This window comes from Aquimarina longa SW024, assembly GCF_001401755.1.
GTDB lineage: Bacteria > Bacteroidota > Bacteroidia > Flavobacteriales > Flavobacteriaceae > Aquimarina > Aquimarina longa.
This window is the reverse complement of sequence record NZ_KQ474108.1, coordinates 18,158-42,419: the sequence shown is the minus strand read 5'-3', so window position 1 is coordinate 42,419 and position 24,262 is coordinate 18,158. Positions and strand designations below refer to the sequence as shown.

Below are 24,262 nucleotides of genomic sequence, written 5' to 3'. Positions count from 1 at the left end.
GTATTAAAAATATCCTAATATAAAACAATAATTACATAAAGCATTAACAGCTAGAATCCCTAAGGATTAGAGATGTTTTAATAACTTCTGTTTTTGTTTTATAATTTTCGGTATAATTATCTAATTGATGTATTAAAACTTGTGCTGCTCTTGCCCCTAAGTCCTCAGCGTGTTGAGAAACAGTAGTCAGTTTTGGATAGGAATGCTTAGATAGTAATCCATCAGTAAATCCAATAACTGAAATATCTTCTGGGATTTTATATCCTAACTTATGTGACATATTGATGGTAATAGAAGCAGCTGTCTCATCTAAACCGAGCACTGCATCAATCGTATTATTTTTTAAAAAATCTTCTACTTCTTCTTCTACAGTAGTAACATCTTTTACATGTAATTCTATTAAAGAAACCTCATCAAAAATATTAGCTGCATCTTTTGAGCCCTGTAACCGTAACTTAGCAACACTTAATTCACTAATTGTTGTTATCACAGCTATTTTTCTACATCCCTCTCTAATAAGATGTTCAACTGCTGTTTTTGAAGCATATTGATCATCAACAATTATCTTATCACAATCTACCTCGTCTGTAACTCTATCAAACATAACTATTGGCACATTATCTTTTTTTAACTCCTTAAGATGTTTAAATTCATTGAGAACTTGTGTTTCTTGACTAAGAGATAATATAAAACCGTCAACACTACTATAGTTTAACATTTCTATATATTCTACTTCTTTTTGGTAAGATTCGTTAGTGATACAGGTTAGGATTTTATATCCATTTTTTGATGCTTCCAGTTCTATCCCATATAAAGCCTTAGCAAAGAAATGATTGAGAATTTCTGGCAATACCACTCCAATAGTTTTGGTTTTATTACTCTTTAAACTTACTGCTAATGGGTTTGGTTTATAATTATAAAAATCCGCTAATTCATGAACTCTAATAATTGTTTTTTCGCTAATTTCTGGATCATTTTTTAATGATTTAGAAACCGTAGAAATAGAAAGATTTAGTTCTCTAGCAAGCTGTTTAAGCGTAACTTTTTTCCGCATGGCATTAATTTTGGCATCACATTATTAAGAAGAACAATAGAACTTCTGCGCCTAAATTAAGCTTTTTTCTTAATTTTCATATACCTTATTACCATAATTACTATTATGGCTAAACCATAAGATATACTTTTCATATCTATTTATCTATAAAAACTCATCTTTCTATTCTAAAAGAACTAAGTACTATGCATATTACGGCTGTTATTTTTTTATGTAGTAGGCGGCTGGTCTGTATTGCATAGTATAATCAACCCAATACTCCATCCGTATGGTTTTCTTCTAGAAGTATTGTTAAAGAACTTATTCCTAATTACATATGAACTTATTTTAGCCTAAAAATATTATATCAATTCCCTTAACAATTTTGCAGCATGTTCTGCAGTAATATCTCTTTGAGGAGTTGCAAACAATTCATACCCTACCATAAACTTTTTTACCGTAGCACTACGCAATAAAGGAGGATAAAAGCTCATATGCCAGTGCCAGTATGTATTCTTTTTCCCGTTTGTAGGAGCTTGGTGTATACCGCTTGAGTATGGAAAAGAGCAATTAAATAGTTTATCGTATGCTTTGGTTAGTACCGAAATTGATTCTGCAAATAACCTAGAACTCTTCGTTGTTAAATCAGATATATCCCTACTTGGTTTCTTAGGAACAATCATAACTTCAAATGGCCATACTGCCCAAAAGGGTGTAACCACTACAAAAGATTCATTTTCAAAAATAACACGTTCCTTTTTAATTAACTCCTGAGTCACATATTCTTCTAAAAGTGTTTTTTTATTGATTTTATAGTACTTTGATTGCTCTTTATCTTTCTTTAAAACTTCATCTGGGATAGAAGACTGACTCCATATTTGTCCGTGGGGGTGGGGGTTACTACATCCCATTACTGTTCCTTTATTTTCGAATATTTGTACATAATTGATAAATTCATTAGTACCTAATAAAAGAAATTCTTCTTTCCATAATTGAATAACTGTATCGATATCATCGATAGACATATCTGCTAGGCTTTTAGAATGATCCGGGCTAAAACAAATTACTTTACAAATACCTTGTTCGCTATATGCTTGAAAAAGGCCATCATCCAACTTAAATTCTTGTGTATTTTGCTGAAGCGCAGCATAATCGTTTTTAAATGAAAAAGCACTTTTATATTTTGGATTTTTTTCTCCATTTGCTCTTGTATTCCCAGGGCATAAATAACAATTATTATCATACTCAGGTCTCTTGATATTATGAATTGTTTCTTCTTGTCCTTGCCAAGGTCTATTCATTCTATGCGGAGAAACTAAAACGTATTCTCCTGTTAATAGATTTTTTCTGAGGTGTGACTGTTTTTTAAGTAAATCCATAATCTGATTATTTCTCCAGAACTTGTTTTAAAATAGAAATGTTTTTTAGAAATGCACCTAATCGGTTTTTTTGAGGTTGTTGGTTAAAATTCGTATCCATTAGGCAAAGTATATATAGATACTTACTACTACTACACAAATAATTATACTAGCTAAATTTAAGTATTTCCAAGGAGTAATATCAACTTGTTTCGTATGTTTTTGTTCATATGCCTGAGTACGTGGCTTAATTCTTCCTACTATTAACATAATGATTATATTAACAACAAATAAAATAGCCATCATATGTAAAAAATGCGGAAACTTATCTACAAATATAAATTCATCTAATATGATGTAAAGGATATACAATACAGCGCCAGATATAATTGCAATTTTTGCTGCTATTGCAGGGATGTATTTAGTTGCGTAACCTACTATAATTATAGTTAATATAGGTATACTATAGCAACCATTTACTTTTTGTAAATATCCAAATAACCCATCTGGTGCAAATGCTATAAGAGGAGCGATACCCATAGAAATGACAGCTAATAGGATTCCAAAACGTTTTCCTGCAATTACAATCTCTTTCTCAGAAGCGTTCTGTTTTATATAAGATTTGAAAATATCAATTCCGAATAAGGTAACAGAGCTATTCAAAGCAGAATTAAAAGAACTTAAAACAGCACCTAGTAAAACCGCAGCAAAGAATCCTATGAATACTTTTGGAAGAACTTTTGAAACCAGCATGGGATATGCCTGATCAGGATCATCAAGAGTATCACCAAACATATGAAAAGCTATAACCCCTGGTAACACTACAAGTAGAGGACCCAGTATTTTAATAAAAGATGCCAGTAATAACCCTTTCTGACCTTCTTTTAAGTTTTTGGCAGCTAAAGCACGTTGAATTATTGCTTGATTTGTCCCCCAATAAAAAAGTTGTACCAGCATCATTCCTGTAAAGATAGTGCCGATAGGAATAGAAGATTTAGCACCTCCCAAAGACTTGAATTTCTCTGGATTCGTTTCTATCAAAGTTGAAACACCTTCTATAATATCACCATTACCTATTGCCATTAAACCAAAAACGGGAACGAGTAAACCGCCTATGAGTAAACCAATGGCATTTACTGTATCTGAGATAGCTACAGCTTTTAATCCTCCAAAAACGGCATATATCGACCCTATAAACCCTATTCCTAAAACTGTAATCCAAAGTGCTATAGTATTGCTGATGCCAAATATCTCAGGAACATTAAACATGGTATTTATAGCTAATGCTCCAGAATATAAAACTATAGGTAATAATACAATAGCATAACCACTTAAAAAAAGACCCGATGCGATTGCCTTCGTTTTTTTATCATAACGCTGCTCTAAGAATTGAGGGATGGTAATAATTCCTCCTTTTAAATATTTTGGCAGTAAAAAAATAGCGGTCACTACCATAGCAATTGCAGCCAAGGTTTCCCATGCCATAACCAAAATACCTTCTTTATAAGCAGCTCCATTTAAGCCCACAATTTGTTCTGTAGATAAATTGGTTAATAATAAGGACCCTGCAATAACAAAACCTGTTAAACTTCTGCCTCCCAGAAAATACCCATCTGATGTATACTCATTAGTTTTTCTACTTTTAAAAAAGGATATAAGTGCTACCAGTATTGTGAATCCTATAAATGTGATGAATTGCATAGTATATTAGTATTACATTAGGTTGGTTTGTTTTTTATTTTAAGAAGAAATAGTTACGTTTTTTTCCATGTAAATAGTGCTAAAATGACAGATAGTATGGCTGCGCCTATCCAAAATATGGTGATTGTTTCAAAATTATAGATGGTTTCTCCATCTACAATTGATTTATTACGTTCTATTAAATAACCACTTGCTATATCTTGAATTCCTGCTGCGGCATAACTCATTACTCCAATAATACCGAGTGCAGCGCCAGATGCTTGTTTGGGAGCGATGTCTACGGCCATTAACCCTCCGAGATAGCATATAAGAGCTCCTATAGCCAAGCCAAAAATTACCATACTAATAGCATCCAGCCACCAAACATTTTTAGGACCTAGTAAAAAGAGCGCAAGAGCAAAAACATTCATTATACCAAAAATTAATGCTGGCATGTTTCTTCGTCCTTTAAAAAATGTATCTGATACATATCCAGAAGTAGCAGTCCCGATAATACCACATATGGCACTAATAGCGACTAATGTATTTGCTTGAGTCAGCGAATACCCTTTTGCCGTTTCAAAATAATAAGGCCCCCAGCTATTTACTGCATAGCGAGAGATATACATACATGCACTTGACAAGGCTAATACCCATATATATGGGTTTTTTAAGACACTTTTTTGTTCACTCCATGTAGATGTTTTTTTCTTTCTAAAATCTTTATTTATAGGATGTAACCCTTTACTTTCGGGAGTGTCATGAAAAAATAATGCGATGATAAGACAACCTAATAGCCCAGCTATAGCTGCAGCTCTAAAACCCCATTGCCATCCAAAATAAGAAGCCACCACTGCGGTTAAAACATATGTTAACGCCTCGCCGATATTATGACTTGTACTCCAAAATCCATAAAAACTACCACGTTCTTTATCAGTATACCATCTTGATAATGATACTATACTAGATGGAGCCCCCATAGATTGCACCCAACCATTTACTCCCCAACAAATAGCAAAAAAGAAAAAACTACTTGTAAACCCCATTATAAGGTTTGCCAAAGCCGAAATTAAGAGCCCTATAGACATAAAGCGTTGTATATTGCTATGGTCTGCCAAAAAGCCATTGATTAATTTGCCTACAGCATATGAAAAAAATAGTGCGGACCCTATGATTCCTAATTGTGATTCTGTTAATAAACCTGCATCGACTATTGGTTTCTTAACCACATTAAGACTCAAACGGCATACGTAGTATAAACCATAACCGAGCGTAGCAGATATAAACACTTGCCATTTTAAATTCTTATAATACTTTTTTTGAGTCTCTATAGAACCCTTTATATCTATAGCATTTGATTTTCGAAAAAAATTAACTAGCATATTATTTAGGGATTAAAATATTAAAAAGCACTATTGCTACTATTAATCATGCAATTTTTTCTGTCTTACATATTTTAATAAGGCTTCGGGCCGATCTGTCATTATTGCATTTGCTCCATTATTAATTAACCACCCCCATGAAGCATCAGGGCCCTGAAGCAACATTTTTTCATCAGTATATCCTGCGCAAAGTTCATCCCATAATGCAATATTGAGTACTGTAGTATGTTCTTCATTCAATTTTTTGATTTCTTTTAGGTTTTGAGAAGTTTCTGAATCAAAAAGCATCTCATATGCAATAGGGGCAAGGGTTTTTTTATAATCTGAAATAAATTTTGAAGGATTCTTAAGGTCATACAAAACAATAGGCATATAAATAATAGAATCCATTAGGCTACCATATTTGTCTATCATAAATTTTGCGGTTTTTCGACCTTTAAAAATAGCTTGATCAACGGTTTTGGTTTTTTTTAGCACATTATATGCTTCTTGTACTGTTGCTCCTTCTACTTTATCCAGATTAACCATGATCTTATCTTTGGTTAAGAACATTACTTCTTCTAAAGTAGGAACCTGCTGTGATGAGCCTCTTATCCCACAGGCATTTTTGAGACGTAGTTTTTTTATTTCTGCCAAAGTAAAATCACTTACTTTTCCGCTTCCATCTGTAGTACGATCTACAGTGGCATCATGCATTAGTACTAAATACTTGTCTTTGGTAAGTCTCACGTCGATTTCTACAATATCTACCCCTAGGTCTATACATCTTTCAATCGCTTTTAGGCTATTTTCTGGTGCATACCTCCAGTCTCCTCTATGAGAAACTACCAGAACATGATTTTTTCCTGGGTTTTTTAACTGTTTTAGTATTGTTGTAGTTTTAGAAGGGATACTATTAATTTTTTCTTGTGCGGTAGCATCTGCAAAATACCCGGCAAATACAAAAAGATTAAGACAGTATATCAGTATTTTTTTCATTAAAATTGCTTTTAAAGGATTAATATCTAGGATTAAATTTTGTAGTTTTTCTGTATCAATTTGGATTTGAGGTGTAGCTATTATAGGCTTATACGAGTATGACCACTCTATTTATGCAGTCCGACACTTCTTAAATATTCTAGTAATAATGCAGGTCTGTCTGTCTGAATAATATCAACGTTATGATCTACATACCATTTATAGGTGTCAATATCTTCTACTGCTTTTTCATCATCATGCCCCCCATTATGATGAGACCAGAGAGAATTTACCCATACGCTAGACCCTTTGGCACGAATGTCATCAAAATAAGTTATGATTTTTAAGGTGTCTTGCGGGACTACAAATTCAAAAGCGACAGGTACGTGATGCTTTAAATAATCATCTACAATTTCCTGACTTTGTGGGTTAGGTAAGGGGATGATTGGCATAAAGAAAACTTTGTCTAAGTATTCTCCAAATTCACCTTCGACTTCTTCTCGTTTTTTAACACCTTTGATCACTACTTGGTTCAGTGTTCCTGTTTTTTTTATTACCTCGTAGCATTTATCAAAAATAGAGTAGCTTTTATCCAGATTGATCAAAATTTTATCTTTTGCAACTAGCAAAGCTTCTTCTAGTGTTGGTATTTTATGTGCAGTAGGAATTCTTAACCCATCTATTAGTTGCAATGTCTTTAAACTATCCAAAGTCCAATCTTTAACAAACCCCTTTCCTGTAGTTGTTCTATCTATGGTTTCATCATGCATAACTACCAGATGTCCGTCTTTAGTTTCTCTAATATCTATTTCTACCATATCCACTCCCATTTTGATACAGTTTGCTATAGCTTTCAAAGAGTTCTCAGGTGCATTTCTCCAATCTCCACGATGAGCAACCACGATAATCTCTTTATTTTTTGAATCTTTGAGATTGGCTATTTTTTCTTCGATAGAAGAAATTTTCACTAGATTTTCGGCAGATACGGGTGCGTTTTTATCTGGAGTATTTGAAGTATTAGTACTACAAGCACTAATTAGGATTACTATAATTGCTTTGAAAATATTTTTTTTCATTCTAAAGTTGTTTTTAAGAACTAGTATAGAAAGCAAAATGATTTAGCGCATGTCTAACTACCTTCAGTTTACATTTTTGGTAGAAAAGAAAGAGAATCTGTTTAAAGATTCTCCTTCAATTCAAAAAAAAACTACTAATTCAAATAATATGAATAGTTAATAAATATGGTTTAATAACCAGTGTTTTGAGTAATGGAATTATCTGTGTTAATTTGGCTTTGCGGAATTGGATATAGCAATTTATTACTATCAATAGTAAAATTACCAGATTCAGAATTATGAGCATTCATAGTCTCAACAGCTTTTCCTGTTCTTACTAAATCAAACCATCTATGGTTCTCTAGGTTTAATTCTACTCTTCTTTCGTTTGCTATATGTATTCTAAAACTTTCTTTATCAGGTAAATCTGTTTGATCTAAGCTGGCAAGTCCTGCTCGATTTCTAATTTGGTTAAGTAAATCAAAAGCTTGTCCATTAGGTTGATATTCTTGCTCATTTAGTGCTTCTGCCAGCATTAATACAACATCTGCATATCTAATTACGATAAGATTGTTCTCTCCATCTCTGGGAACGGTCATTCCTGGATCTATATACTTAAGTGTATATCTCACTCCTTGCTCTTCTGCTATAGAAGCATCTCTTCGTACATCTCCAGCTTCAAAAGCATTGTATAAATCTTGAGTAGGATGATTGTTGCCACGTGCCTCTGGTACCGTTCCAGAAACTCTAAATAAAGTAGCATATGGGCTACCTTCTTCGGCATTATTTACACCTCTTTTAAATTGAACTTCAAAAATAGATTCTGCATTATTTTCGTTTTCAATATCAAAAATATCGGCATAATTAGGTAGTAAAGAATATCCAGATACATTGTTTAGGTTAGCAATTGCTTCTGGATAATTTCTTAGCGTTAAATACACTTTTCCTAGTAAAGCACTTGCTGCTCCATTGGTTACTCTACCTGCCTGAGATTGGGTTGCTGGTAATTTGGAAATAGCCTCTGTTAGATCTTTGATGATTTGGTTATATACTTCAGAAGCAGCGGTTCTTCCTTGTCCAAAAAACACATTGGTATCTGTAGTTTCTATAGTTACCAAAGGAACATCACCAAATAAACGAACCAGATTAAAGTATGTTAAAGCTCTGATAAATAATACTTCTCCTGTTCTTGAGTTTTTTAGGTCTTGATCTGCCTCTGGTATCGTTTCAATTCTATTTAAAACAATATTACATTGTTGGATACAGATATATGCGTCTTTCCATGTTGTATCCAAAACAGGGTTTATAGGGCTTAAATCAAAAACATCGATTTGTCCATAAGTTCCATCATTATTACTTAAAGCTTCTTCATACGAATTGTCTGATCGTAATTCTCCCAAAAAAGGAATATTAAAACCATATAAACCATCTGATTGTAAACCGTTATATGCTCCTGATACTATTTGCTCTATATCAGAAAAGGATTCAAAAAAATTATCACTCCCTACTTCTGTTTCTGGAGTAATATCTAATTCTTTTTCACATGAGAAAAAGAAAAAGGATATAATGATTGGTATTATATATTTATATTTCATGATTTTTTATTTTTTTAGAATGACATATTAACTCCAAAAACCATTGATTTTTCTGAAGGATAGTTTCCTAAGGTATACCCAGGTGTTAATGGATTACCACTTGTTTGCTCTGGATTAAATCCTCTGAATTTTGTCCATATTACAGGGTTTTTTGCTGTTACATATACTCTAAACTTAGAAAATCCTATGTGTTCTAATATTCTTTCAGAAAATGAGTACCCAAGTGTTATATTTCTGATTCTAAAGTAAGAGGCATCTTCTAGGAAAAAGGTTGAGGTTCTACCTGCTTTTCTATTATTTGATAGATTTGCATCTGGTTGCGGAAACGACCCATTGGGGTTATTGATAGGATGAAATCTATTATCAAATGCTTCTTGCGATGCATTAGAAAAAGATTCATTACTAAGTAATGTCAAAAACAAACTACGGTCATATACATTAACTCCTTCTACACCATTAAATAAAAGACTTAAATCAAAGTTGTTATAGGTAAACTTAGTACGTATTCCGTATGAGAAATCAGGGATATTATCTCCAATAATATGTTTGTCATCATTATTAACCTCTCCATCTCCATTGGTATCTTCGATAATAAAATCTCCTACTCTTGATCCATTAAAACTAGGTCTTGCATCTATAGCTGCCTGATCTTTATAAATACCGACTACATTATAGCCATAAAAAGAACCAATAGGAGATCCTACTTGTGTGATATGACTTCCTCCGTCTCCACCTGATACAATTTCTGTTCTTCCGGGAGCTATTTCAATAACTTCGTTGTCAGATTTTGTATAATTAACTCCGATTTGCCATTTTACAGGCCCTAAATTGATATCAGCCGTATTTAACTCTAGTTCTATACCTTTATTTCGGACTTTTCCTATGTTCTGAATCGAACTGGAAAATCCGGATTGAGAGGGTACAGGTACTTCTAGTAGTAGGTCTTCGGTATCTGCAATATAATAATCTGCTGTAAGATTTAATACATTATCAAAGAACCCCATATTTAAACCAAAATTTGTAGTGGTAGTAGTTTCCCAGGATAGATTAGGATTGGGAGAAGTCGATGTTGATAAGCCGCCAACTAATTCATTCCCCAGGATAGTGTTTGTTTCACGAAATAGGGGGATTGCCCCATAGTTTCCTATTTGATTGTTTCCTGTTTCTCCCCAGCTAAAACGTAACTTTAAGTTACTAATGGCAAAATCACTTTGAGGAAAAAAATCTTCTCTACTTACTACCCAACCAACAGATGCAGCAGGAAAGACACCATACTTTGATTCTTTACCAAATCTAGATGAACCATCTCTTCTTAAGGATGCAGAAAGCAAATACTTATCCATATAATTATACTGCAATCTTCCAAAATATGATACTAGTGCCCACTCATTAATTTCTTTGGTGGTTGCTGTGGTATTGGCTCCTCCTACATTGGTAATAAGATCATTAGGAAAATCACTTCCTACTGTTGTTGTTAATGATGTTTTTTCTTTCTGAAAAGAATATCCTGCCAATAGTTTTAGGTTATGATTATTAAATGATTTATCATAGTTTAAAGTAGTTTCAATCAACCAGTTTTTATTTACCAATGATTCTTCACTACCTCTGGTTACTGATGGAGCTTCATCTCTATATCGTCCTATAAAAGAAGGTCTGAAAAAAGTATTGGTAAAACTGGTGTAATCTCCACCCAATAGGGTTTTAAATTTTAAATTAGAGAGTACTTCTAGTTCAAGAAAAGAATTTCCGTATACTCTAAACTCGTTATCTCTATTGGTAGTTTCTTTTACGATAGCAACTGGGTTTTCTGCCAGCGAAGCATCAGATGGTGTATTCGCTCTGATTTGTCCACTTATATTATAACTTCCATCTGCATTATATGGAGAAAAAAATGGATAAGAAATTATAGCTTGTTGTAAGGGGCTATCTGTCCAGCCTTCTACAATTTTATTGGTAGTAGCATAGGTGGGAGAGAGGTTAATACCAAATTTGACTTTATCACTTAATTTGGATTCAATATTAAATCTTGCAGACATTCTTTTATAGTCTGATCCCAAAATGATCCCTTCCTGATCAAAATAGCTTCCAGAAACAAAATATTTAGTTTTTTCACTACCTCCGCTTACAGATAAGTTATAGCTGCTTATAGGGGCGGTTCTAAAAATTTCATCTAACCAGTTTGTATCTGTTAATCCCTGTTCACCATTTAAATAAGGAGTTAGGTATTCTGGAATTAGAATTCTTCTGTTTGATGGATACCTAGAAGCTCTGATACTGTTATCATCTTCGGCACGGTTTACTCCAGGATTTAAATTAACATATGACCTGTCTCTTGCTTCTTTAACGAGTTGTGCATAATCGTAAGCACCTAAAACATCAACTTTTAGGCCTGGTCTTTGAAACCCAGTATAGATATCCAGATTTATTTTTACACCGTCACCTAACTTTCCTTTTTTTGTAGACACTATAATAACACCACTTGCTCCTCTGGATCCATATATAGCCGCAGAAGCAGCATCTTTTAAAATATCAATAGATGCAATATCATTGGGGTTTATAGAGTTTAATGAGCTCCCTTCTGTTAATGGGAAACCATCTACTACTATTAATGGATTGGTTCCTGCTGTTAAGGATCCAACACCTCTTATATTTATCTGAGAGTTTCTGCCTGGAGCTCCAGACCCTTCGGTAATTTGAACTCCAGAAGATTGACCAGCTAGTGTTTCATCAAATCCTCCTACGGGTACATTTTGAATCTCTTCTGCCTTAAGTGAAGTAATTGATCCAGTTACTCTGGCTTTTGATTGAGAGCCATATCCTACTACAACTACATCTTCTAAAACTGAGGCATCTTCTATTAATTGCACATCAATAACTGTTTGTCTGTTAACAGGTATTTTTTTAGTAATAAAGCCAAGGTAGGATATCACCAGTATAGCGTTGTCGTCTGTAATAGTAAGCGTATAATACCCATCAAAATCGGTTGTGGTTCCTACAGAAGAGCCTTCAATTACTATAGAAGCCCCAAATAGAGGCCTTCCTTCTTCATCTACTATTTTACCAGTTACTTGTTGTTGCACAGGATCAATACTGGCAGATTGTTTTAGGGGGCTTTTTGTTTTGGGTAGTTTTGACCGTAGTAAAATTTTGCGATCTTTGATTTCAAAAGAAGTTTTCGTATTTAAAAACATTCTTTTTAGTACTTTATCGATATGCTCTTTTTTTATTTTTAGAGAAATTCTACGATTTAAATCTACTGCTTTGGTATTAAAAAGGAATTTAAACTCTGTAGTTGTTTCTATTTCATCAATCACTTCTGAAACCTTTACATTATCCATATTCAGAGAAACTTTAGTTTTCTGAGAATAGGTAGAATTTGCATGCATGGTGAGCATGACCAAAAAGAAAAAGAATAAAGATAGTTTCATTCTTAAGTCAAATTTTAGTTTCCGTAGTGAAATATACTCGGAGATTACTATTTTTTTCATACTTTTAAATGTTAATCAGTGGTTATCTTGTTTTTTAATCACTTTGTATAATCGGAAAATGCGTCACCATTTTCCGATTTTTTTATAATAATGTTAGCTTTTAGTATTCCATTTATCCCATAGGCACCTTATATTATTAGTTAATTATAATTTTATTATTTTCGATCTTATAATGTATTTGATATACTTTATTAAAGTAGTATAGCACATCTTCTATGCTTTCTTCATCAATTCCTATGTTTGCATTAAAAGTTTCATGATCTAGTTTATTATTATTATTGATAATAGTAACATTATAATGGCGTTCTAGTTTTTTTATAATATTCTCGAATGGAGCATTTCTAAAAATGATGTTTCCTGTTTTCCAGGAGGTATAAATCTCAGTATTTACTTTAGTATCAGAAATTGTTTTTTCGGTTTTGTCAAAAGTTCCTTTATAGCCTGGTTTTAAAACCATCCCTTTTTTTGTTTCTGAGTAATTTCCCTCTATATTTAGATGTACAGAACCTTCAACCAACACTACCTCTGTCTGGTCATCTTCAGGGTAGTTTGTTACATTAAATTTTGTGCCCAATACTTTTATATCAAGCTCATTAGCATTTACAATAAAAGGGTGTGTTTTATCTTCTGCTACATCAAAAAATGCTTCACCATTCAGGAATACTTCTCTGTTTTTACCTTTAATAAATGGTACAGGATACTTGATAGAGCTTCCCGAATTTAGAAACACCTGAGTTTGATCAGATAGTATAATGCTAAACCGTTTTCCGTAAGGAACTTTTATAGTGTGATACGACAATTCCTGGGATAATGCTTTATCGATATATATTAATTTTGAACCATTTTGTTCTCCCAAAACATTTCCTGTAGCGTCTGTGATTTTACCTTCTCCAATATCTGAGATGGTGGTTATGGTACCATCGCCTAATTGCAGTGTTATGTCTTTTACTTTGGTAACTAGTATATGATCAGGTTTGGTTTTAACAAAAATCTTTTGGTAGAAATATCCCAATCCAAAAAATAGGATAAGTATAGCTGCGTATTTGTAAAAGGATTTTAGTTTACTAGTATATGAAGTTCTTTTTTGTTTTTTAATTTCTTTATGTAATTGTGCTATTATTGTATCGGGATTAGGATCATTTATACTATATGTGATCATATAATGTGCTTTTACATAATCCTTAAATATCTGTTTGTTGGATGGTGTTTTTATCCATTCTGTTAGTATATCAAGATCTTCTGATGTTGCTGATCTGGATATGTATTTAATAATACTATTTTCGATTTTTGATGAAATCATATAATCTTTTAATCTTTTTATAGTAGTGTTACAAAGCCATTTATAAAAACCCTAGGTTTTTTTTTCTTTTTTTTCAAAAACTTATTTTTTTTTTATCATTTTTACATTCAATTAGAATTAGTATATATGTAATAGTATACTTCTATGAAAATTACTTCTTTTTCGGATAATACTATATTAGTAAGTAACCTTATTAAAGGTAATGAGGATGCCTATGTTTTTTTGGTAAACACGTATCATAAAAAAATATATGTATATGCGTTGAGTCTAACGAATGACAAGGATATGGCTCAGGATATAGTGCAAAATGTTTTTATTAAAACATGGGTGTTTAGAGAAAAACTCAAAACCGATTTCTCAATACAAAGTTTTTTGTATAAAACAGCATATAACGAGTTTATAAATCAATATCATAAAAAACAATCTGTTTCTATTTTAGAGAAAACCTATGCCGAAACGCTGCAAGAAGTCATTGAAAATACAGATGAAAGCGTTTTGGTAAAAAAAATAACATTGATTAATAAAGAGATAGAGAAGTTACCTGTAAAATGCAAACAGGTTTTTTTACTAAGTAGAAAAGAAGGGCTTACTAATATTGAAATTGCAGAATACCTGAGTATTTCTGTTAAATCTGTAGAAGCGCATATAACAAAAGCATTTTCGACCATACGAAAAGAGCTTAAAGAAAAAATATCACAAATATTGTTTCTCTTTTTTAGACAAAAGGTTTAGGCCATATCGGGTATTTATCTTTTGAGATGTTTTTTAAAATCACTTCTACATTTCGATTTCTATAAAAAAACCAAATTACTTTTTTATACCAGTTCTGATTTAAAAATACTCAAATAAAAAACACATAATAGCGTCTCATTAAGGGGCAAAAAACAAGAAAAACAGAAATTCACTTAAATAACTGAAAAACAAGACCTTAGCTATCTCTCGCAGGGGTGCAACAGATCGATGCAATAGTTATAATGATCTCTCGCAGGGGTGCAGCAGATCGATATAATAGTTATAATGATCTCCTGCAGGGTGCAACGAATCAATGTAATAGTTATAGTTTTCATAATGCAGGGCTTCGGCTCCGCTCGGCCCACCGTAGAGTAGAATCATGTAAACAGGATATAGTGTAGCGGTCACTAAGGGTAGTCGAAGTGAAAGCGATCATCTGACTTCGGACTCTATTAAGAAAGAAATTTAAAAGAATATCGAATGTTGAATATTGAATACTGAGTGATGAATGTAAAAGTGAGAAGGGTTTAGAATATAAAATGTAAAACCGAAAAAATGTAAAATGTAAAAGTGAGAAGGTTGGAAGTCGGGCTTCGGCTCCGCTCAGCCCTCGGATAGAGGATAGTGTAAATAAAAACGAAACCTAGCGGTCACTGAGCCCTTTGGACTAGGCTAAGAGAACACGTAATCGAAACCCAGCGGTCACTGAGCGTAGTCGAAGTGAAAGCGATCTGTGGCACTCCTGACAAACTTTCTGATTCGGTACTTCGGTGTCATAAAAAAAAAATATTAGCATACTTCAACTACTTTTAAGGTTTTTATAATCAAGAGAGCTGCACCTATCTCCAATCCAGCCAGAGTTCATTAAAACTGATAATGTACCGAAAACCAATTATAAAATAAACCTTTTATACTCGTGCTTGATGAGACTGTTCACTATATATAGTTTTATCAAAAGCTATGTGTACCTGTTAGCTCAGATATAGAAACTAAAGTTACTAACTCGAGTACACTTCTTGTTTTTTTTACCGCATGGAATCAATTATTTTGTTTCTCATCTCATTATACTATACTAGTAGTATCAATTTATTTAGTATAATTCTAAAATTATACTATATTTCAGCAAGAAATAAAGTAACTTTATTGTAAGTACACCTATAGTACACACGACATAACACTATATGTCTTTAACTCTAAAAAAAAAACATATGTCAAAAACATATTATGATCCTGCTGACTTAAGAAAATTTGGAAAAATCACTGAATGGAGTGAAGAATTAGGAACTAAATTCTTTGATTACTATGGTAAAGTTTTTGAAGAAAGCGCATTAAGCGCACGAGAAAAATCGTTAATAGCATTGGCCGTTTCTCATGTAGTTAAATGCCCATATTGCATTGATGCCTACACCAAAGATGGATTACAAAAAGGCATTACAAAAGAAGAAATGATGGAGGCTGTACATGTAGGTGCTGCTATAGAAAGTGGTGCTACGTTAGTACATGGAGTACAGATGATGAATACGTATGAAAAGCTCTCAATGTAATCATATATAAAATATGTATTCTAATATAAATTGGGTATATAGATAGAAATAGACAGGTATTTATACAAATTCCTACACCTTAAAAATATATAATTGACGAATAGAAGATGTCAGAAGTTAAAAAAAAACAATCTTTACATAAACGAAATGATCAGTTAGCAAATGCAAACAGACAATTGGAAATTCTAAGCAATGGAATTTTTGCTAGTGGTGAGCTCCCTAAATTTGCTGATAAGATTGCAGAAATCGGTCATTCTCCTTTACGCCCTAATAAACTTGAAATCTTACAAATTAATGTAGGGTATATGTGTAATCAGGTTTGTGAACATTGCCATGTAGATGCAGGTCCTGATCGTAAAGAGATTATGACCAGAGAAATTATGGAACAATGTTTAGAGGTTATTAAAAAAACCGGTGCACATACACTTGATCTTACAGGGGGAGCACCAGAGATGAACCCTAATTTTAGATGGTTTGTAGAGGAAGCTAGTAAAGCAGGAATCAAAGATTTTATTGTACGTAGTAATCTTACCATAATTAGAGCTAACAAAAAATATTATGATCTTCCTGATTTTTTTAAAAAGCATAATGTACATGTGGTTTCTTCAATGCCTCATTGGACAAGAGGAAAAACAGATAAACAACGAGGAAATGGCGTTTTTGATAAGTCTATAAAAGCACTACAAGAACTGAATGACAGAGGGTATGGCATGCCAGATAGTGAGTTAAGATTAGATCTAGTATACAACCCCTCAGGAGCATTTTTACCAGGAGATCAGGTCGCTATGGAAAAAGACTTTAAAAAAGCATTATTAGAAGATTTTGGGATTCAGTTTCACAACCTTTTTGTTATAACGAATCTACCTATTAGCAGGTTTTTAGATTATTTAATTGCTTCAGAAAATTATGAAGATTATATGTATGCCTTAGTTGAAGCTTACAACCCTTCTGCTGTAGCAAATGTAATGTGTACCAATACAATCTCTATTAGTTGGGATGGATGGTTATATGATTGTGATTTTAATCAGATGCTGGGTTTAAAAGTCGCTAGTAAAGTAAAACATATAAGTGAATATAATGAAGAATTGCTCCAGGATAGAAATATTGTTATTTCACAACACTGTTATGGATGCACCGCAGGAGCAGGAAGTAGTTGTCAAGGAACTGTAGCATAATGAGAATTGTTATACTTTTTATAATACTTGTTTCAGGTAGTATTAATGCCCAAAATTCATTAAAAAAATTACTTAACCAGTATAATAACGAAAGTATACCCTATATCTCTGCAACAGGTTTAGAAAAAATTAAAGATACTGTATTGATATTTGATGCACGAGAAAAAAATGAATATCTCATCAGTCATCTAGAGAATGCTGTCCATGTAGGATATGATTCTTTTGCAGTAGCGGCTATTGTGGAACAAAAAATTGCAAAAAACTCTCATATCGTGGTCTATTGCAGTCTAGGGATTCGATCAGAAGATGTTGCAGAACAACTTAAAAAAGAGGGGTATACCAATATTCAGAATTTATATGGAGGTATTTTTGAATGGAAAAATAATGGATATCCTGTTATAAATTCTAAAAACGAACTAACAGAAGAAATTCATACTTATTCTAAAGAATGGAGTAAATGGCTTCTTAAAGGAGAAAAAAAATATTGAATTTGAAAGGAAAAAAACTACTTTTAATCTTTACCCGAAATCCCGAATTAGGGAAATGTAAAACACGATTAGCTGCTACAATTGGGGATCAGGCAGCTTTAGATATTTATACTTTTTTATTACAACATACTGCTAGTATTACAAAAAGACTAAATGTCGATAAAGAAGTACATTACTCTATAAAAATAAGAGAGCAAGATATATGGAATCCCCAAATCTATAACAAGAAACAACAAATTGGAGAGGATTTAGGACAACGTATGGAGTATGCTTTTGCAAAAGGATTCGAACAAGGATATGAGAATATCATTATTATTGGAAGTGATATGTATGATTTGAATCAAAAAGATATAGAAAATGCATTTGATCATTTAGAATCTTATGATTATGTTATTGGACCAGCAGAAGATGGAGGGTACTACTTATTTGGAATGAAATCATTAAATTCACAAGTTTTTAAAAACAAAATCTGGGGAACCAATACAGTCCTTAAGGATACCTTAAAAAATATTGAAAAAAAGCAGATCAAATTACTAGAAGAACGTAATGATATTGATTACTATGATGACATCAAAGACATTGCTGTTTTAAAAAAATTTCTAAGTTAATATAAATAAAATGATCAAGTACATTGAAGAAACTACCGAATTCCTTAGAAAAAAAGGGATTGAAAAACCTGAAATAGGAATAATACTAGGAACAGGATTAGGACAATTGATTAATGAAATAGAAATCATTAAAGAAGTAAGCTATAATCATATTCCTAATTTTCCGACAGCTACTGTAGAGTTTCATAAAGGAAAGCTTATCTACGGTAAATTAGAGGGTAAAAATGTTATTATCATGCAAGGACGTTTTCATGTCTATGAAGGATATTCTCTTCAGGATGTGACATATCCTGTACGTATCATGCATCAATTAGGCATCAAAACATTATTAGTCTCTAACGCATCTGGAGCTGTAAATTTAGAATTTAAAAAAGGAGAACTAATGCTAATTGATGACCATATCAATCTGCAAGGAGACTCTCCTCTAGCTTTTAAAGGCGTAGAAAAATTGGGTAATCGTTTTACTGACATGAGCCAACCTTATGATTCTAATATTAACACTAAGCTAGAGGCTATTGCTAAGAAAAATTCAATTAATCTTCATAAAGGGGTATATGCCTCTGTAGTAGGGCCTCAACTAGAAACTAGAGCAGAATATCGCTACCTCAAAATTATTGGAGCTGATGCCGTAGGGATGAGTACTGTACCAGAAGTGATTGTAGCAAATCACCTTAATCTACCAGTAGTTGCAGTATCCGTACTTACTGATGAGTGCGACCCTGATCATCTAAAACCAATCAATATTGACGAAATTATCGCAATGGCAGGAAAAGCAGAACCGGATATGATCCTCTTATTTAAAGAATTAATAAAATCATTATAAGTATTAGTTAGTGAAAGTTTTATATTCACTTTTCGACAACATTAATTATAACCCAAAATAACTTATACTTCCTTCTTAATCGGAAAGATAAAAAATTAATATATGAGCTACTTAAACACCACTCACGATGTGTATAAAGAAGCAGCAATAACTCCAGATATAGGTCTATGCTGTACTACTAATCCAATTTGGGAGCTCCCAGGGCTCAAAATCCCAAAAATCATGCAAGAAATGAATTATGGTTGTGGTAGTACCGTAAATGCACGTGACTTGACTAATTCTCCAAAAACCTTATATGTTGGTGTTGGAGGAGGAATGGAATTACTACAATTCTCTTATTTTTCTCGTCAAAAAGGTGGTGTGATAGGTGTCGATGTTGTAAATGAAATGCTAGAGGCTTCTCGTAAGAATTTTAAAGAAGCAGAGGCGCAAAATGACTGGTTTAAAAGTGAGTTTGTTGATCTCAGATACGGTGATGCTCTGAACCTCCCTGTAGAAGACAACAGTATTGATGTTGCTGCACAAAATTGCTTGTTTAATATCTTTAAAGCAGATGATTTACGAAAAGCAATCGAAGAAATGTATCGGGTACTAAAACCACATGGTAGATTAGTAATGAGTGATCCAACTTGTGAACAACCTATGAATGATAAACTCCGTAATGATGATCGCCTAAGAGCATTATGCTTAAGCGGAAGTCTACCAATTGCAGCATATATAAAAGCATTAACTGATGTTGGTTTTGGTACTATAGAAATTAGAGCACGTAAGCCTTATAGGATTTTGGATCCAAAGCACTATGAAACAGATGAATTGATCTACATAGAATCTATAGAGGTTGCAGCCATTAAAGACCCTATGCCAAAAGATGGTCCTTGTGTATTTACAGGAAAAGCTGCAATCTATTATGGCGATGAAGATTATTTTGATGATAAAAAAGGGCATGTTTTACTTAAAAATCAACCTATAGCTATCTGTGACAAAACCGCAGGAGCATTAGCTGATCTCAATAGAAATGACATATTTATTAGCGAATCTACTTATCACTATGATGGTGGTGGATGCTGCTAAATAATGATAAATACTCATACTAAAAAAGTTGAAAACACGTGTTTTCAACTTTTTTTATATAGAAATGTTTTTCGAATAAGGACTATAAAAAGTAATTCTTAACCTACTAACTAATCTAATAAATTATGACTTGCATCGAATGACAAAAGAAGTTAAAAAGGGTTAAACCATTATTGCTTTAGCAATCAATTAAAACTTAGAATGGATTAAAGTTAGCTTCTATTTCTTAACATTATACTAAACTCTCACGCCCGTAAAACAACCATACAGCTAGAAAAAGGTGTTTTATAGGGTTTTTCCATATATTTATGACATAAATGTTCTTCTTTATGATTTTAAAATCAAATTAAGAGAGAATAGCATATTGACTTAATGTAATAATGCTAAAGCTATGAAAATGATTATTGATGACTCCCCTATAAAGTCAATAAATGATCAGTATATAAGTAATCGTATATTCTGGAATTTTGTATAAACCCCAGAATTTGATATGAAGACAAGAAAAATGTTAGAATCGCATTATTCAAGAAAAGAGTCATTCTAAAAATAAGTACCTTTTTATTAAAAAATATATTACATCAATAAACTATGAAAAAAATGTATTTTATTATATTGATCGGGTTATTTTTTGCTTGCATTGGAAACAAAACAGTACTACAAGACACTACTATTCCCAGTACTACAAAAGAAAAGGTTTTGGATACTATTATTAAAATAGAGTCAAAAAAACCGAATCCTAAGACCGTTTTAATACATAAAAAAGAAACTCTTACCCCTAAGAAAAAACCAAAAACCAATGTAGAATTCTTCAATCATCAATCATGGGATAATCTACTACAAAAACACGTGTCTGATCAAGGAACTGTAAATTATAACGGTTTAAAAAAAGATTTCAAGATTCTAAAAACGTACCTTATTTCATTAACTAAAAATACTCCTAAAGAAGACTGGCCTAAGTCTGATCAACTAGCATATTGGATGAACGCATATAATGCATTTACTATTAAATTAATCATCGATAATTATCCAATAAAAAGCATCAAAGAAATTAAAGATCCTTGGGATTTTCGATTTATAAAATTAGAAAAAAAATGGTATACTCTTAATGATATAGAGCATAGAATTTTAAGAAAAATGAAAGATCCAAGAATTCATTTTGGGATTAATTGTGCTTCTTTATCTTGTCCAAAATTGCTAAATAAAGCATTTACTTCTCATAATGTAAATCAAGAATTAGAAAAATTAACCAGTGATTTTATCAACGATCCTAGACAAAATCTGATTACTAAAAATACTATTCAGCTTTCTAAACTTTTTACCTGGTTTGCCAAAGATTTTAAAACTAAAGGTTCTCTAATTAGTTTCTTAAATCAATATTCTAAAATTACTATTGATGAAACTGCTAAAAAGAGTTTTAAAAAATATGATTGGCGCTTAAATGAGTAAATAAAAATAGTACGTTTTACATTTCTTCAAAAGTTAATTTTAATCTAAAAAAAAAGAATTCAACCTCTTTAGAATTATAAATTTCGAATCCCCAAAATACTCGTAAATAATTAAAAATAAGCTATTTAATAAAAAAATTAAATCCTAAAAAACTAAATAAGAATTGGTTTTTGTTTTTTTTTCATGCCTTATATAATGACTAAAAAAAGAAACTAAATGTAAGTTTATTCCTTAATTCTCTACTAAAAACCTAAACAATTAGGATAATCAATTTATAAAAGAAGCGCTCAAACTATCCAACATATTTAATAAAAAAATAACCTATTTAGAGAATTATAACAGCAATGAAAACTATACAATTTATATTCATATTATCGGCACTATTTTTAAATAAAACACAAGTGCAAGCACAAAATACTTTTGATCACAACACATGGGATCAGGCACTTTTATTAAATGTGTCTGAGGATGGTAAAGTAAACTATAATGGTTTTATGAGAGATAGCTCTCAACTTTATAAATATTTTACAGAACTTTCTGACAACTCTCCTAAAGAAAACTGGACTAGAGAAGAAAAATTAGCATATTGGATTAATGCTTATAATGCTTATACTATTAAACTTATCATTGATAGCTATCCTCTTAAGAGTATTAAAGACTTAGAAGACCCATGGGGTAAAAAATTCTTTAAAATAGATGGAGAATGGTATAGCTTAGGAGAACTAGAGCATAAAATCCTTAGAAAATTTGGAGATCCAAGAATCCATTTTGCAATCAATTGTGCATCTTTTTCTTGCCCTGTAGTCTGGAACAGAGCATATACAGCAAGTAATTTAAATACTGCATTAGATGATCAAACCAAGAAGTTTATCAACGACCCTACACGAAATACAATCACAGACAAAGAAGTTAATGTTTCTAAGATATTTACTTGGTATAAAAAAGATTTCAAAGTTAATGGAGGTGATGTTAAAGATTTTATCAATCGATATGCAAACGTAAAAATAAGAAAGCAATCAAAAAAAGGGTACAAAGAATATGATTGGAGTTTAAATGAGTAAATTTACGACTTAATTGAATTTTTCTTTAAATTGAAAATATCTATTATCATTCCTATTCTTAATGAATCAGAAATCATTAGTAAACTTATTTCTAATTTACTAATGATTTCTGATTCTATAGAAAACCTAGAAGAAATTATTGTTGTAGATGGAGGGAGTATTGACGGATCTCAACAAATTGTTACTACTATCGCAAAAAAGTACTCTGTTGCTATACAACTTATACCATCAAAAAAAGGTAGGGCTAAACAATTAAATGCTGGCGCTGCTATGGCAAAGGGTACTATTTTATATTTCCTACATGCAGACTCTCTACCTCCTAAAAAGTATGATCGTTATATTATAGAAAAAGTTAATAACGGTAATTTGGCTGGATGTTTTAGAATGAAATTCGATTCTAATCATTGGTGGTTACGCTTCCTCGGGTGGATGACAAAATTTAATAATAAAATATGCAGAGGAGGAGATCAAAGTCAATTTATAACCACCACTCTCTTCAAACAAATTAATGGCTATGATGAGTCCTATATTGTGTATGAAGATAATGAGTTTGTAGATCGCCTTTATGCAATACAACAATTTATAGTAATCCCTAAACATGTAGTTACCTCTGCTAGGCGTTATAAAGAAATTGGTGTGTGGCGATTACAATACTATTTTTTAAATATCCATATAAGAAGATGGCTAGGTGCTTCATCAGAAGACTTACATCAATATTATAAGAAAAAAATTATTTGATGTATCTCGATTCTTAAGAGTCCTAATTTAAATTAGGACTCACATTAAACCTCACAGGTCTTAAAGACCTGTGAGGATAATTAACTTTAATAGGGTAAAGTACTGATAATTAAACATTTATGTTTTAACTCGTTTTTATGGGTTAAACATAGGTTAAATAATTAATCAATTTTCTACTATTATGAACTCTATTTTTGCGCCTATAAATATACATCAAATCACAAACCATCGTTCGTCACTTTTATCAATACTTATCTGGTGAAAAAAAATCCCTACCAATAGACAAAATAACCCTCTTATGGCTAAACAACCAAAAACAACAAGAGAGCAAATGATACAAGAAATGATTATCAAAATGGCTAATTCTAAAGAGCATAGATTTGATGTCTCTTCATAGTGCATAGAAACTTTTACTAATAAAGTTTATTTATAATTTTGAGTAGTGTGTTAAAAATTAAATTTTCATGGTCTTCTTCATCTTTTTTATGTGGTTAAACATTAAAACAAGTAAGGTTAAACCACGGATTTAAATACCTTTTAATCAATTGATTATGTGATTTGTTATTAGAGTTTCTGTTGAATCTGTTTTTTTTAAGAACTTTTTAAAGACTAAAAGAGGGGAATAACCCCCAAATTACGCATAAAAACAAAATAAATCACAAAAAAAATATTCATTTCTAAAGCTTCTTATTTAAAACCATATCGTTATTTTTACCTGTAAATCAAAC

Annotated in this window: 19 protein-coding genes; 10 read left to right on the top strand and 9 right to left on the bottom strand. The window is 32.0% G+C overall.

Going from position 1 to position 24,262, the window contains the following annotated elements:
- Positions 1-43 precede the first annotated feature (43 nt).
- The 9 genes from N456_RS22700 to N456_RS22660 all read right to left on the bottom strand — a co-directional run bounded on the left by N456_RS22700 (position 44) and on the right by N456_RS22660 (position 13,848).
- Entirely contained in the window at positions 44-1,054 is a 1,011-nt protein-coding gene (locus tag N456_RS22700) for a LacI family DNA-binding transcriptional regulator (RefSeq protein ID WP_062062619.1), read from the bottom strand.
- A 341-nt stretch (positions 1,055-1,395) separates the two neighbouring features.
- Entirely contained in the window at positions 1,396-2,412 is a 1,017-nt protein-coding gene (locus N456_RS22695; protein WP_062062616.1) for a UDP-glucose--hexose-1-phosphate uridylyltransferase, read from the bottom strand.
- A gap of 99 nt (positions 2,413-2,511) precedes the next feature.
- Positions 2,512-4,092: a solute:sodium symporter family transporter gene (locus tag N456_RS22690; RefSeq protein WP_062062613.1), complete on the bottom strand. Its 1,581-nt coding sequence runs from the start codon at positions 4,090-4,092 to the stop codon at positions 2,512-2,514.
- 53 nt (positions 4,093-4,145) lie between these two features.
- Positions 4,146-5,453: an MFS transporter gene (locus tag N456_RS22685; protein ID WP_062062609.1), complete on the bottom strand. Its 1,308-nt coding sequence runs from the start codon at positions 5,451-5,453 to the stop codon at positions 4,146-4,148.
- 42 nt (positions 5,454-5,495) lie between these two features.
- Positions 5,496-6,431 (bottom strand): glycerophosphodiester phosphodiesterase family protein, encoded by a 936-nt coding sequence (locus tag N456_RS22680; protein WP_062062606.1) that lies wholly within the window; start codon positions 6,429-6,431, stop codon positions 5,496-5,498.
- Between the two features lie 107 nt (positions 6,432-6,538).
- On the bottom strand, positions 6,539-7,486 hold the full coding sequence (locus tag N456_RS22675; protein ID WP_082422634.1) for a glycerophosphodiester phosphodiesterase family protein: 948 nt from the start codon (positions 7,484-7,486) through the stop codon (positions 6,539-6,541).
- A 170-nt stretch (positions 7,487-7,656) separates the two neighbouring features.
- The gene (locus tag N456_RS22670) at positions 7,657-9,060 is read right to left on the bottom strand and encodes a RagB/SusD family nutrient uptake outer membrane protein (protein ID WP_062062603.1); all 1,404 of its coding nucleotides are present in this window, start codon (positions 9,058-9,060) and stop codon (positions 7,657-7,659) included.
- A 14-nt stretch (positions 9,061-9,074) separates the two neighbouring features.
- The gene (locus N456_RS22665) at positions 9,075-12,548 is read right to left on the bottom strand and encodes a TonB-dependent receptor (RefSeq protein WP_082422633.1); all 3,474 of its coding nucleotides are present in this window, start codon (positions 12,546-12,548) and stop codon (positions 9,075-9,077) included.
- A gap of 136 nt (positions 12,549-12,684) precedes the next feature.
- The gene (locus N456_RS22660; protein WP_062062598.1) at positions 12,685-13,848 is read right to left on the bottom strand and encodes a FecR family protein; all 1,164 of its coding nucleotides are present in this window, start codon (positions 13,846-13,848) and stop codon (positions 12,685-12,687) included.
- 144 nt (positions 13,849-13,992) lie between these two features.
- On the opposite strand from N456_RS22660, the gene N456_RS22655 reads away from it, so the two are divergent.
- The 10 genes from N456_RS22655 to N456_RS22610 all read left to right on the top strand — a co-directional run bounded on the left by N456_RS22655 (position 13,993) and on the right by N456_RS22610 (position 23,534).
- Positions 13,993-14,580: an RNA polymerase sigma factor gene (locus N456_RS22655; RefSeq protein WP_062062595.1), complete on the top strand. Its 588-nt coding sequence runs from the start codon at positions 13,993-13,995 to the stop codon at positions 14,578-14,580.
- Positions 14,581-15,788: 1,208 nt separating this feature from the next.
- Positions 15,789-16,124 carry an arsenosugar biosynthesis-associated peroxidase-like protein gene (locus tag N456_RS22650; protein WP_062062642.1) on the top strand — a complete coding sequence of 112 codons (336 nt, stop codon included), beginning with the start codon at positions 15,789-15,791 and terminating at the stop codon, positions 16,122-16,124.
- A gap of 107 nt (positions 16,125-16,231) precedes the next feature.
- A complete protein-coding gene (arsS, locus tag N456_RS22645) occupies positions 16,232-17,299 on the top strand; it encodes an arsenosugar biosynthesis radical SAM (seleno)protein ArsS (protein WP_062062592.1) in 1,068 nt (355 codons plus the stop codon).
- Positions 17,299-17,787: a rhodanese-like domain-containing protein gene (locus N456_RS22640; RefSeq protein ID WP_062062589.1), complete on the top strand. Its 489-nt coding sequence runs from the start codon at positions 17,299-17,301 to the stop codon at positions 17,785-17,787. The genes arsS and N456_RS22640 overlap by 1 nt, the downstream gene beginning before the upstream one ends.
- Positions 17,781-18,395, top strand: a complete 615-nt coding sequence (locus N456_RS22635; protein ID WP_062062586.1) for a TIGR04282 family arsenosugar biosynthesis glycosyltransferase — start codon at positions 17,781-17,783, stop codon at positions 18,393-18,395. The genes N456_RS22640 and N456_RS22635 overlap by 7 nt, the downstream gene beginning before the upstream one ends.
- A 10-nt stretch (positions 18,396-18,405) precedes the next feature.
- Positions 18,406-19,218 (top strand): purine-nucleoside phosphorylase, encoded by an 813-nt coding sequence (locus tag N456_RS22630; protein WP_062062584.1) that lies wholly within the window; start codon positions 18,406-18,408, stop codon positions 19,216-19,218.
- Positions 19,219-19,320: 102 nt separating this feature from the next.
- Positions 19,321-20,289, top strand: coding sequence for an arsenosugar biosynthesis arsenite methyltransferase ArsM (gene arsM, locus N456_RS22625; RefSeq protein ID WP_062062581.1), 969 nt, complete (start codon positions 19,321-19,323; stop codon positions 20,287-20,289).
- A 588-nt stretch (positions 20,290-20,877) separates the two neighbouring features.
- A complete protein-coding gene (locus tag N456_RS22620; protein WP_148639418.1) occupies positions 20,878-21,735 on the top strand; it encodes a DUF547 domain-containing protein in 858 nt (285 codons plus the stop codon).
- 344 nt (positions 21,736-22,079) lie between these two features.
- A complete protein-coding gene (locus N456_RS22615) occupies positions 22,080-22,796 on the top strand; it encodes a DUF547 domain-containing protein (protein ID WP_082422632.1) in 717 nt (238 codons plus the stop codon).
- A gap of 30 nt (positions 22,797-22,826) precedes the next feature.
- Entirely contained in the window at positions 22,827-23,534 is a 708-nt protein-coding gene (locus N456_RS22610; protein ID WP_062062579.1) for a TIGR04283 family arsenosugar biosynthesis glycosyltransferase, read from the top strand.
- Positions 23,535-24,262: the final 728 nt, after the last annotated feature.